The 12,244-nt window shown below is 67.1% G+C and carries 9 protein-coding genes and 1 pseudogene; 5 read left to right on the forward strand and 5 right to left on the reverse strand.

The window, feature by feature from the left end; genetic code table 11:
* Nucleotides 1-642, forward strand: a 642-nt coding sequence (locus QOI01_RS29620; protein ID WP_526386719.1) for an MMPL family transporter, incomplete at its 5' end; no start/stop codon positions are given.
* On the opposite strand, the pseudogene hydA reads toward QOI01_RS29620, so the two are convergent.
* From hydA to QOI01_RS29645, 5 genes and pseudogenes are all read right to left on the reverse strand, one after another.
* Nucleotides 588-1,892 (reverse strand): annotated as a pseudogene (gene hydA / locus QOI01_RS29625) (dihydropyrimidinase); the annotation flags it as partial. The gene QOI01_RS29620 and the pseudogene hydA sit on opposite strands and share 55 nt — an antisense overlap.
* The gene (locus QOI01_RS29630) at nucleotides 1,889-3,313 is read right to left on the reverse strand and encodes an amidase (protein ID WP_526386721.1); all 1,425 of its coding nucleotides are present in this window, start codon (nucleotides 3,311-3,313) and stop codon (nucleotides 1,889-1,891) included. The gene QOI01_RS29630 and the pseudogene hydA, both read right to left, overlap by 4 nt.
* Before the next feature lie 17 nt (nucleotides 3,314-3,330).
* Nucleotides 3,331-4,428 (reverse strand): cytosine permease, encoded by a 1,098-nt coding sequence (locus QOI01_RS29635; protein WP_526386723.1) that lies wholly within the window; start codon nucleotides 4,426-4,428, stop codon nucleotides 3,331-3,333.
* 82 nt (nucleotides 4,429-4,510) lie between these two features.
* Nucleotides 4,511-5,254 carry a GntR family transcriptional regulator gene (locus tag QOI01_RS29640; protein ID WP_526386725.1) on the reverse strand — a complete coding sequence of 248 codons (744 nt, stop codon included), beginning with the start codon at nucleotides 5,252-5,254 and terminating at the stop codon, nucleotides 4,511-4,513.
* A gap of 1 nt (nucleotide 5,255) precedes the next feature.
* Nucleotides 5,256-6,437: an aspartate racemase/maleate isomerase family protein gene (locus QOI01_RS29645; RefSeq protein ID WP_526386727.1), complete on the reverse strand. Its 1,182-nt coding sequence runs from the start codon at nucleotides 6,435-6,437 to the stop codon at nucleotides 5,256-5,258.
* A gap of 335 nt (nucleotides 6,438-6,772) precedes the next feature.
* Between QOI01_RS29645 and QOI01_RS29650 the strand changes: the two genes are divergently transcribed.
* The 4 genes from QOI01_RS29650 (at nucleotide 6,773) to QOI01_RS29665 (ending at nucleotide 11,231) form a co-directional block, all read left to right on the forward strand.
* Nucleotides 6,773-7,264 carry a (2Fe-2S)-binding protein gene (locus QOI01_RS29650; protein ID WP_526386729.1) on the forward strand — a complete coding sequence of 164 codons (492 nt, stop codon included), beginning with the start codon at nucleotides 6,773-6,775 and terminating at the stop codon, nucleotides 7,262-7,264.
* Nucleotides 7,261-9,402, forward strand: coding sequence for a xanthine dehydrogenase family protein molybdopterin-binding subunit (locus QOI01_RS29655; RefSeq protein WP_526386731.1), 2,142 nt, complete (start codon nucleotides 7,261-7,263; stop codon nucleotides 9,400-9,402). Before QOI01_RS29650 ends, QOI01_RS29655 begins: the two co-directional genes overlap by 4 nt.
* 84 nt (nucleotides 9,403-9,486) lie before the next feature.
* Nucleotides 9,487-10,863, forward strand: a complete 1,377-nt coding sequence (locus QOI01_RS29660) for an aldehyde dehydrogenase family protein (RefSeq protein WP_526386733.1) — start codon at nucleotides 9,487-9,489, stop codon at nucleotides 10,861-10,863.
* A gap of 119 nt (nucleotides 10,864-10,982) precedes the next feature.
* On the forward strand, nucleotides 10,983-11,231 hold the full coding sequence (locus QOI01_RS29665) for a DUF6480 family protein (protein ID WP_526386735.1): 249 nt from the start codon (nucleotides 10,983-10,985) through the stop codon (nucleotides 11,229-11,231).
* Nucleotides 11,232-12,244: the final 1,013 nt, after the last annotated feature.

The raw sequence follows: 12,244 nt of genomic DNA on the forward strand, positions 1-12,244 counted from the left end.
GTGACCGTGCTCGTGTTCCAGGAGGGATGGCTCGGGGGCGTACTCGGGCTCCAGAAGGGCCCGGTCGAGCCGTGGATCCCCGTCCTGATGTTCGCCGTCGTGTTCGGGCTCTCGATGGACTACGAGGTGTTCCTCGTCTCGCGCATCCGCGAGTTCTGGCTGAGGGCCGGAGTCGCAGGGCCGACGACATCAGCCGGGGTAAGGACGCGCGCCGACAACGACGAGAGCGTCGCTCTTGGCATCGCGCGTACCGGCCGGGTCGTCACGGCGGCAGCAGTGGTCATGTCCATCTCGTTCGCGGCACTGATCGCCGCGCAGGTGTCGTTCATGCGAATGTTCGGACTTGGCCTGACACTGGCAATCCTGGTCGACGCCACCCTGGTCCGGATGGTCCTGCTGCCCGCGTTCATGCACACCATGGGCGAGTGGAACTGGTGGGCACCCAAGTGGATGACCAAGCTGCACAACCGTATCGGTATCGAAGAAGGTCCCCACTGCGTCGCTCACGGCTTGCTCGACGTCGAGCCGCGCGCGACGAATCGACCGTGGCCGCGGCGGTCCTCGACCGCTCCGCCGGCCACCACGACCGTGCCGCGGCTGAGCACGCAGCGAATGGCGCCAGCCACGCTCCATCCCTCGTAGATGCTGTAGTCCACATTCGACGGTGACGACGACACCGACAGCCGTGTCTGCGCGTCGGGATCGAGGACGACGACGTCGGCGTCCGCTCCGACCATCAGGGTTCCCTTGCGGGGATGGAGCCCGAACAGCTTGGCCGGATTCGTCGCGGTGATCGCCACCAACTGCTCCAGGGAGATCCGGCCTGCGGCGACACCCCGGTCGAACAGGAGCAACAGCCGGTATTCGACACCGCCGATGCCGTTGGGGATCTCCAGGAAATTGTCCCGCCCGGCGTCCTTCTGCCCGAGCATGCAGAAGGGGCAGTGGTCGGTGGAGACGACGTCGACGTCACCGCGCCGGATCCCGTGCCACAGCCTGTCCTGATGGTGGGGTGCACGCAGCGGCGGTGTCATCACGTATTTGGCGACGTCGAACGCGTCGCCGTCGTAGACCGAGTCGTCCAGGGTGAGATAGTGCGGGCAGGTTTCGGCGTGGATCGCCAAGCCCTTGGCCTTGGCTGCCGCCACCTCGGCGAGGGCCTCCTCGCAGCTGATGTGCACGAAGTAGGTCGGCGCCTCGACGAGCTCTGCGAGGATGGCCGCCCGGTGTACCGCTTCAGCTTCCAGGATGGTGGGGCGTGTCTTGCCGTGCCACTGCGGCGAAGTGCGCCCGGCCCGCAGGGCTCGTTGGGTGAGAACGTCTATGGCCGAACCATTTTCGGCGTGCACCATGGTCAGGCCACCCGCGGCGGCCATGCGTTCCATCGCGACGAGCAGCGTGGCGTCGTCGACCATCAACTCGCCGGGATAGGCCATGAATAGCTTGATGCTGCTGGCACCCGACTCGACCAACTCGTCGATACCGCGAACCCGGTCCTCTCCCAGGTCCCGCACGACAACGTGGAACCCGTAGTCGATGACGGCCTGCCCCTCTGCCTGTCCGACCGAGCGTTCCAGTGCCGCGGGCAGGGGTTCGCCGAACCGCTGCATGGCGAAGTTGATGATCGTCGTCGTCCCGCCCTGCGCAGCGGCGGCCGTGCCCGAGTACGACGTGTCTGCGGTGGTCGTCGACAGTGACGGAAAGTCCAGGTGCACATGCGGATCCACCCCGCCGGGAAGTAGTAGACAACCGGTGGCATCGATCACGGTGTCGACCGCGATGTCGAGGTCGTGTCCGAGCCCGACGATCACGCCGCCTCTGATGTAGAGGTCGGCGACGAATCGTTCTGACGCCGTGCACACCGTGCCGCCTCTGATCACGGTCGTCGTCACGGCGCTGGCCTCCTCAGCTCAGGCCACAACCCCGCGTCGCGCGCGCTGCGCTCGTATGCGGCGGCAGCGGCCAGGACGGCACCGTCACCCAGGTGCGGTCCAATCAGTTGAATCGCGACGGGCAGTCCTCCCGCCGTGATTCCCGACGGCACGCTGATTGCGGGTTGGCCGGTGAGGTTGGCGATCGGGGTGAAGCCCTGCCAACTGGTGGGTGTCACGGCCTGTCCGTCGATCTCGGTGGGACCCTCGCCGTCGAGGGGGAATGCCGGCACCGCGCAGGTCGGGCTGATGACGAGGTCGAACCGCTCCATCACCGTGACCATCTCGTTGACGACGGCCTTGCGCATCATCAGTGCCTCGGTGAAGTCTTCGGCGGTCCAATCACTCCGAAGCATCTGGACCAAACGCGGCGACATGCCGTCGCCCATCTCGTCGACCATGTGTCGCATACCGACGAGGTCGGTTTCGGACACGATGAGCGCGGTGAAGTGCGGTGCCGGGTCAGGCCAGCTGGGTACGAACTGTTCGACGTGGGCACCGAGTTCCGTCGCGAACAACTCCGCGGCCCTGTCCGCCGCCGCCCGCACCTCCTGGTCCACCGGCAGATAGCCGAAGTCGGGTGTGTACCCCACCCGCAGCCCCCTCAGATCTGGATTCCGAGTCGCCGCCAGCCAGTCGACGTCACCCGCGGGGAGGGTGTGCCGGTCGCGCGGGTCGGGCCCGGCCAGCGCATTCATCACGAACGCCACGTCGACGACGGTAGTGGCCAGTGGCCCGATGTGTTCGACGCTCTCCCAACCGGATACGCCAGGATAGCGGTGATCGCGGCATCCTGGGTACACCGGCACCCGTCCCATCGATGCCTTGAAGCCGACAAGGCCGGTCAGCGCGGCCGGAATGCGGATGGAACCGCCCCCGTCGCTACCGAGCGCGAACGGGACCATTCCCGCAGCGACAGCCGCCGCCGAACCTGCGCTGGAACCACCGGGAGTTCGGGTGAGGTCCCATGGATTACGGGTGTCGGGGAACAGCGGATTCCGTCCGGACGCGGAGTACCCGAACTCGCTGGCGTTGGTCTTCCCGAGGCTGATCGCCCCCTTGGCGTTGAGTCGCTCCACGGACACGTCGTCGGTGTCGGGGATGAAGTCGGCGTACGCCACCGATCCCGATGTGGTGCGAATTCCCTTGGTGCAGATCAGGTCCTTGACTGCATAAGGCACCCCAGCGAGTGGACCGGCGGTCCCGGCGCGCAGCTGTCCTTCCACCTCGCGCGCCCTTCGCCGCGCGATCTCGGGTGTCGGCGTGCAGAAGGCGTGCAGCGCAGGATCGGTGGCCGCCACCCGCTCGATTGCCGCATCGACGATCTCCAGCGGGGACAGCTCACCCGAGGCGACCAGGCGAGCCAGCTCGATCGCGCTCATCGGCGTCGTCATGGCGGTCACGCGGCGTCGGCCCGAACACCGGCGGGCGCCGTCGTGGAACGTCGTGCCGCGTACTTCACGACAGCCTCCATTGCCGTGTAACCAGCTGCGGCGGCGACGATCCCGACAAGCGCGTCGATGGAGCCGGGCACAAGCTCGTGAGATGCCGTAGCCGCCGCAGCGCCCAGGATCCATGCCGCGAACGCGGTGGGCCGGTAGGCGAGCGCGACGTCGCTGCCTCGGCGAAGCAGCAACTGGTCGACGATCAGCACCGCACCGATCGGCGGCACGAAGATCCCGAGCAGATTGAGCCAGTCCAGGAAGTAGGCCCACACGCCGGTGGCGGCGACGATCAGGCCGACGATCCCCAACGCGATCGCAATGGGACGCATGCCGAGCTTGGTGATGCCCGACCAGCCGACCGCTCCGTTGTAGAGGCAGTGCGACGCGACCGAACCGAGGTTGATGAAGACGAACACCACCGCGAGGGCGGACAGCGCGACACCGTGTCCGGTGAGCAGGTTGAGGAAGCCGCCCCCCTGCGTGGCCGGGTCCGCGGACCCACCGACGGCGACCACCAACCCACCGACCGCGTAGGCGATGAAATTGGCCACCGGGAACGCCGTGAACGTCGCGGCCACCGCCGAGCGGCCACTGGTGGACCAGCGGGTGAAGTCCGCGGTGATGGTGCCCGAGTCTGCGAATCCGGCGATGACGATGCTGATGGCCGCTCCGAAGGACAATGCGGTGCCCGCGCCCTGATAGGACATGACGTCGCCGGACGAATTTCCGGTGCCGGCACTCCCGAGAGCGAGGGCTACGAGGGCCAGCACGATGAACAGCGGTGCGGCGATCATCCCCAGCCATGACAGGGCGCGGATCCCGACGATGGTCACGCCGGTGTAGAGGATCCCGCCGATGATCGCGCCCAGCACGGCCGACCAGCCCAGCGAGCCCTGCAATGTGGCGCCGGTCAGTCCGTTGCCGAGATTCATCGGGAAGCCGAACCAGACGGCGGCGATGGACGTCAAGCTGCGTCGCGCCCGGGCGGGGACGGGCTCGTGCTCGTATTCGTCCGCCAGATCCCGACGTTGCAATTCAGTGGTGCTGGACATGCTTTCTCCTGATGGGGTTTTGGGTACGAAGAGGTGCCACCCGGCGGGCCGGGCGTGGTGATGGCCGGAGCGGCGCGGCTGCCTACGGTCCGGTGTTACGGTCCGGCCGGGCTGTCGGAGCACCGAAGAGGTGGTTCAGCACGCGAGAGCGGTTGACCTCGATGTGCTCGAAGGACAACTGCTGTGCGAGATCGGCATCGCCGGCGATCAAGGACTGCAACATGATTCGGTGCTCGTCCCACAGCAGTTCGGGTTCGTCGTTCTGCAGATTGATCCAGTGCAGGCGGCCTTCGATCGGCTCGAGCATGTCGACGAGGACCTTGTTGCGGGCCATCTTGGGGACGATGTCGTGGAACTCGACGTTGCAGGTGTACACGGTGTCGCGATCGTCGGCCGCGATCGCCCGTTCGGCCCTGCGCGCCAAGCCTTCCAGTCTTCTGACGTCATCCTTGGTGCCTCGCTCGGCGGCCTTGCGAAACGCCATCGTCTCCAGGGCTTCACGGACGTCGAACAGCTCTTCGACGTCCGTGCGCGACAACTGCCGCACGATGACGCCGCGGGTTGCCAGCATCTCCACGAATCCTTCGGAGTTCAGCATGCGGACGGCTTCACGCACTGGCGCCCGTGAGACCGCGAACTCGGCGGCCAGATCACGCTCGACGAGGCGGGTGCCCGGGGGATAGGTGCCGTCGGAGATGCGATTGCGGATGCAGTCACGGATGAATTCGCGCAGCGGGCGTCCGTTGGGCGCGTTGGCCGGCCGCGCCGTCACGCGGTCACCCCCTTCGCCGTGCTGGTGCGTGAACACCAGTATCGGGGTCGCCATGTCAGATCACCTCCAAGGTCGGCCGGGCGTGTGCAGTAACGGAGTTCAGGGCGACATCGATCTGGTGAGCGGCGCCGGCGAGCGCGCGCTGGTCTGCCTCCGACCAGGGGCGCTCGGTGAGGCTGTGCACCGACAACCACGCCACCAGCTCCCCATTGCGGATCACGGGCGCCAGCATCTGTGCGCGAACTCCGTAGACCTCGAGTAGCGCTTGCGGGGGATGCGGCTCCACCGAGAAGTCGGGCTGCACCAACAGAGTGCGATGCCGGTCGATCCAACGCACCGTCTCCAGGTCGCGCTGAGGCAACGTCGGGTCTCGGCGGATGGATCGCACTGAGTTTCCGCGGGACTCGGCGGCGCAGGTGTTCACCGAACAACCGGCCTCGGGCCGGTCGACCCTCAGAGTGGTGCGATCGGCACCGGTGTCACTTCGCAACTGCTCGGTGACCGTCTGCATCCGGGCTCGCAGCATGCCATTGACCAGAAGGTCGCCCCGACCGACGACGGCTGCGTCACTGTCGGCCAAGAGCAAGGAGTGCCACACGGTGGCGGCGATCGAGTCGATCACCGGAATCCCTCGTGCCGCTTCCGCACGTGTCGCCGGCGCGATGCCGTCCATGTTCGTGCACAGCACCGCGACGGCGTCGGCACCGTCTGCCGCCGCGGTGATCATCGACTCCATCATGGACTCTCCGACCGTGGAGAAGTCGAAATTCGTTGTCAGGCCGCAGTACTGCTGTGCCACGACGTCGATGCCGTGGTGGCTCAGCTCTTCGGCGATGCGCGCTGAGACTCCCGCGGTGTAGGGGCTGACCAGCCCGAGGCGGCGTGCCCCGTACGCGCGACATGCCGCGAGCACGGCCAGCGTTGACGTCGTCACCGGCACGTGTGCCGTGCCAGCCAACCGGTCACGCAGTTCGACTTCGCGGTCGACCCCTAGCCACGATCCCGACGTCCCGGCCCAGGCGAGGACGTCCACGCGAGCGTCGGTCAGCAGATCGGCGGCCGCCTCCATCGCGGTGATGTCGAATTGGTCGTCAGATTCGGCGTCCAGCGCGATTCGGGTCACGCCGACGCGACTGAAATGTGCCGAGCCATGCCCGAGCACTAGCGCCGACGCCGCCGGTTCCAAGGCCGTGTTCGACGAGGGGCAGATGAACCCCAACCGGACTGACGTAGTCACCCGATGAAACCCTTCGATAGCCGGGCCCAGGTTTGGGATCCCAAAACTAGGGTGGGGCGTTTCGAGTCGGGTGTCAACGGCTGGTGGGACCGCGCCGGCGGCGCTGAGTACGTCTTTCGAAACCACCGGTGAAATGGGTATATCCACGACACGACGACCTCGTTTTGGATTCGTCCGTGGCATTTTGGGATCCCAAAATTAACTCGGCCGTAGCACGCGCAACGCCGTCGCCGTCCGTGCGGAACCATTTGGCAACCATTTGGCAATGAAGCGCGATCGTGGCCGCGCTGCTCACTCCGACGCCGAAGAGGACGATGGGAGGCATGGAGGTGAAAATGACTGACCCCTCGCCGTCACCAGCCACCGTGGTGGTGAACGGCCGACACGAGCGGGTCAGTACCGAACCGGATACCGCGCTGCTGTACGTGCTGCGAAATCATCTGGGATTGAAGGGCACCCGTTTCGGTTGCGGTCTCGGCCTGTGCGGGTCGTGCTTCGTCCTCCTCGACGGTCAACCCGCATATTCGTGTGACACCCCCATGTGGGCGGTGGCGGGCCGGGAGGTGACCACGGTCGAGGGTCTTGGCACACCAGGGCATCTCCATCCGGTCGCCCGGTCGATCATCGACGCGCAGGCCGCGCAGTGCGGCTATTGCATCTCCGGGATCGTCATCGCGGCAGCGGCACTGCTCGCGGCCGACGACGATCCGAGCGAGGCAGACGTGCGCGCCGCGTTGGACCGCAATCTGTGCCGGTGCGGGGCGCACAGTCGGATCGTGCGGGCCGTGCTGGCGGCCGCTGCGGAGATGCGGAACGGCGAACGGTGACCCTTCACGACGTCGAGCGGGCGATGCCGCTCTCGCTGCAGGCGAACCCACGGTTGGGGGACTGGCTGAGAATCCTGCCCACCGGCATCGTCGAAGTGCGTTCCGGCAAGGTCGAACTCGGGCAGGGGGTACTCACCGCGCTGGCCCAGATCGCGGCCGAGGAACTCGACGTCGAGGTCGGCAGGGTGCGGATGACGGCGGCCGCCACCGGTGTCAGTCCGGACGAGGGCTACACCGCAGGAAGTCTGTCGATCCAGCATTCCGGCGCCGCCCTGCGCCAAGTCGGCGCCGAGGCACGCGCGATCTACGTGGGGGTCGCTGCAGCCCGCTTTCAGGTGTCCCCGGAAGACCTGACGGTCGACGACGGCACCATCACGGCACTGGACGGGCGGACCACGACGTACTGGGAACTGTCCGACGACCGGCTCCTCGACTGCCCGGCGACCGGCGCGACGGAGCCCAGACCCGAATCCGACTACCACGTAGTCGGTGCCAGCGTGCCGAGGATTGACCTACCGGACAAGCTCGCCGCGCAACCACGATTCGCGCACGACCTGTCGCTGCCCGGAATGGCGTTCGGCCGGATAGTGCGGCCGCCGTCCCGGGCTGCGCGTCTCCTGGAGGTCGACACCGAACCGACGGCCGCCCTGGCGGGGGTGATCGCCGTGGTGCGGGACGGGAGCTTCCTCGGTGTGGTCGCCGAGCGTGAAGAGGTCGCCCTGGCCGCCGCGGACCGTCTGCGTGCGGCCGCGACGTGGCGCGAACACCCGACGCTGCCCGACGAGGACGATCTGGCCGGCTTCCTCGTCTCGGCGCCTGCCGAGTCGAGCGTCCTTGCCGAGGCGGTCGCCGCCGAAGCGACCGAAGTGGTCGCCAACACCTACGAATCCACCTATCACAGACCGTATCTCGCGCACGCCGCGATGGGTCCCTCGACCGGCACCGCCCTCGTCACGAATGACACAGGCACGCGACTGGACGTTTGGACCCACAGCCAGGGCGTGTACCTGCTGCGCCGCGAGCTGGCTCGCGCGCTGAAGCTGGCGGAGGGTCGGATCACCGTCCGGCACGTCGAGGGTTCGGGTTGCTACGGCCACAACGGCGCCGACGACGTTGCACTTGACGCGGCACTGCTCGCGTTGGCCGTACCGGGTCGACCGGTTCAGGTGGTGTGGTCCCGACCGGACGAGCTGGGATGGGCACCATATGGTCCGGCCGCCGTCGTCCGGATCGCCGCCGACGTGGACGCCGACGGTGCAGTGCTGTCGTGGCGACACGACATCTGGGGCAATGGACACGTCACTCGGCCCGGATTCACCCGTGCCGTCGGACTGCTCGCAGCGACCGACCGCCCCGGCGGCGAGCAGATCGAAGCCGCAGGCGAGCCCTCGCTGGCACACGGCGGGGGTGCCGGACGTAATTCGGTTCCCGGCTATGCATTTCCCGCCTACCGCGTGGTGAACAACCGGCTGACCGTGATGCCATTGCGGACATCGGCATTGCGCTCTCTCGGCGGATTCGCCAACGTGTTCGCGATCGAATCGTTCATGGACGAGCTTGCGAGCGCTGCCGGACGTGACCCGGTCGAGTACCGGCTCGCCCACCTGCACGACCCGAGGGGGCGCGCGGTGATCGAGGCGGTGGTGCGAAACTCGGATTGGGCCCGGTGGGATGGTCCTGACTCGGTGGGTCGTGGGATCGGCTATGCGCGCTACAAGAACACCAGTGCCTACTGCGCGGTGGTCGCAGAGGTGGAGGCCGTCGACGAGGTGCGGGTACGCAGGCTGTTCATCGCGGTCGACGCCGGCCTGGTCATAAATCCCGATGGCGCGGAGAACCAGATCGAGGGCGGCGCGATCCAGGCGACCAGTTGGGCGCTGAAGGAGCGGGTGCGCTTCAACGACCTGACCGTCACCAGTGACACCTGGGAGACCTATCCGATCCTGCGCTTCTCCGAGGTGCCGACGGTCGACGTGGAGTTGTTGGACGGCAACGGGAATCCGCCGCTGGGCGTCGGCGAGACCGCGCAGGGGCCCGTCGCCGCCGCGATCGGAAATGCCCTCCGTGACGTCATCGGAGTCCGTGTGCGGACGATGCCCTTCACCAGGGAACAGATCGTCGCGGCATTGCCCGACTGACCGGTTCCGAAAGTCCGTGGGCACCATCTTCGATGATTGGTCTGGATCGTCGGTTTGACCGTCTGTCACGGGGTAAACACCTGTGTGCCGCAAACGACGGAATTGAGAGTCCTCGATCCGCGCACGGGCGAGACCGTCGCCCGTGTGCCGGTTGCCGACGCCGCCGAGTGCCAGGGTGCGGTCGCTCGCGCCCGCGCGGCGCGCCACGAATGGCGGCGCATGGGCGCCGGAGAACGGGCGTCTCGGGTCAGGGATGCCGCAGTTTCGGTGGAGTCGGCGGCGAAGGAGCTCGCCGAGCTCGTCGAACGTGAGACCGGCAAGCCGATGGATGACGCATTGGGCGGTGTGCAAGCCGGCATCGACACGCTCAGGCAGTATGCCGAGATCGGTCCGCTGCATGGCGGTCGAAGCCTCCAAGGTGATTTTTCCGCGACCGACTTCATGATTCCGGAGCCGCGTGGAGTCGTGGCAGTGCTGACCCCGTGGAACGATCCGATTGCCGTCGCCGCCGGACTACTGGGTGCAGCCCTGGTCACGGGTAACACGGTCGTGCACAAGCCCAGCGAGCGCTGCCCATCGGCGGGGAGGCGGTTCGCGGAGTTGATCGCAGCGCATCTCCCCGACGGTGTCCTCGGGGTGGTCGACGGAGACGGGACCGTCGGTGCCCGGTTGGCGGACTCGACAGCCGTCGATGTGGTGGCGCACGTCGGCAGCACCGCCACAGGTCGAGAGATCGCCTGCGCGTGTGCCGGCCGCGGTGCCAAGGCGATCCTGGAGAACGGCGGGAACGATGCCCTCATCGTCGATGCCGGCGTGGAGTCAAGGTGGGCCGCCGGGCAGGCGGCAACGGGTGCGTTCGCGAACGCCGGACAGATCTGCGTCTCAGTGGAACGCATCTACGTGGTGAAAGCCGTCGCAGATCGATTCATCGAAGATCTGGCTGGGGAAGCGGGCAGGTGGGCCGAGCGGATCGGACCCCTGGTCGACGAACGTCATCGAGGACAGGTGCACCGCCACGTCACCGACGCGGTGGAGAGGGGAGCGAGGGTCGTAGCGGGCGGCCAACCCGCCTCGGGCCCAGGAACCTTCTATCCGCCGACGGTGCTGGCCGACTGCGATCCGAACATGCTGGTGTTCGCCGAGGAGACGTTCGGCCCGGTCGCGCCGGTGCGTGTGGTCGCGGACTTCGAAACCGCACTCCTGGAGGCGGCGCGCGACCGCTACGGGCTCGCAGCCACGGTGCTGACGCCGGACATGGCGCGGGCACAGGAGGCTTGGCGGACGCTTCCGGTGGGCACGGTGAAGATCAACTCGGTATTCGGGGGCGCTCCAGGCGGTGCATCCGAGCCGCGGGGAGCAAGTGGCAGCGGATTCGGCTTCGGCCCGGAACTGCTCGACGAGCTGACGGCGGTCAAGGTGGTGCACTGGACTGCGCCAGGCTCGGAGGACGGCGCGCCTTGAGGCCCCGGTCAGGCCGCGCTGTAACGGATCAAGTCGACTTGCCACGAGTGGCAGCAAGGTTCAGGAGTGGACATGAGGATCGAAGTCTCACGCACGGATGAGCGACGGGTCGTGACGCGGTGACTGCACTTCCGCCGGATCCCGACCCCGCGAACACCCCCTCCGGTCCGAGCAGCGGGAGTGTCGACCCGGGTGACACGCCGCCAGATTCGGCACAGACGTCGGCGACATCGAATCAGGACCCGCCGGCCAGACGGAGGATGACGCCCATGGCGGTCGCCTCGATGATCGCGATCGGAATATTGGCCGCGATGTTCTTTGCCACGGCTGTGCTGATGGTGCTGAAGATAGTCGGTGTCTTCGACTAGGTGCATCCGGCCAGAACATGCCAGCTGGTAGCGGTTGGGACGGATTGGCCCTTACCTGGCTGATTCCAGTCCGAGCACTGTGATGGCGCCGAGCGTCGGGAGCGCTGTCGTGCGCCGCCTTTCGCCTTTCGTTCGACCGGACTTCGTCGTCGTCACCAGCCGAGAACAAGTTGCATCATCCGCCTCGCGAAGTTGTTCATCCGCGAAGCGAAGAGCCGACCGCGCGTGGTTTCGGCACCGGAGCGGCCGGGCTTCCTTCAGTCAAGGCCCCTAGGCGAACGGCGGGCTCCACCGTCGCGAGAGGAGTGTGGATGAAGGTTGGGCTCGTTGGAACACACACTGCGAAGGGCGAGGGATCACCGTCGGACGACGGATTGGCGGCGTTGGCCGGGGCGCTGGCGACGCGAGTCGTCGGCGTGGCCGCCCAACTAGCGGCCGATCGCTACGGTATCGCGTCGGTTCACTCCCTGCCCCAGCTGAGTGTGGTCTTGCACCGACGGCAGGATCGTCGCATCGGTCCGGTCACCCGCACGCGGTCCGAAGGGTTGCTCGCACGTAGCGCGACGCGGGTGGCGGTGCCGTGCGCGGAGGACGTCCTTGACGTGGTCAAACTTGGCTGCCCAAGACCGCGCGTCTCGGTCGTGCCGCAGGCGGTGGACCTGGACCAATTCTCGCCGGTCGGTCCAACGGAAGACCGTCGGCGTGAACGCAGAATAGTGGCAGTCACGCGAGAGTTGCTGCCGCCCAACGGCCTCGATGACCTCATGCACCCGATTTCGCGGTTGCGGCCGAGGCACACACGATCTAACAACCGTGCCGTCGACGATCAGTTGGGTGCCTCGCGACATGGGCCGCGACCCAGTGCGAGGCAGTCAGTGGCCAGCGGACGAGAACCCCTAGCCGACCAGCCACGTGCGCAAACGCGTCGCTCTCAGCGAGGAGGAGACTCCTGAAGTCATGCTGAAGGTTTGACACTGGCTGCTGCTCGGAACGGGGACCGGTGCCGCGCCGAC

Source organism: Mycobacterium sp. (genome assembly GCF_032162605.1).
Classification (GTDB): Bacteria; Actinomycetota; Actinomycetes; order Mycobacteriales; family Mycobacteriaceae; genus Mycobacterium.

Coding starts and splice junctions, on each gene's coding strand:
- QOI01_RS29635 (WP_526386723.1), bottom strand. CDS start 4,428: ATGTCCAGCACCACTGAATTGCAACGTCGGGATCTGGCGGACGAATAC.
- QOI01_RS29650 (WP_526386729.1), top strand. CDS start 6,773: ATGACTGACCCCTCGCCGTCACCAGCCACCGTGGTGGTGAACGGCCGA.
- QOI01_RS29630 (WP_526386721.1), bottom strand. CDS start 3,313: ATGAGCGCGATCGAGCTGGCTCGCCTGGTCGCCTCGGGTGAGCTGTCC.
- QOI01_RS29640 (WP_526386725.1), bottom strand. CDS start 5,254: ATGGCGACCCCGATACTGGTGTTCACGCACCAGCACGGCGAAGGGGGT.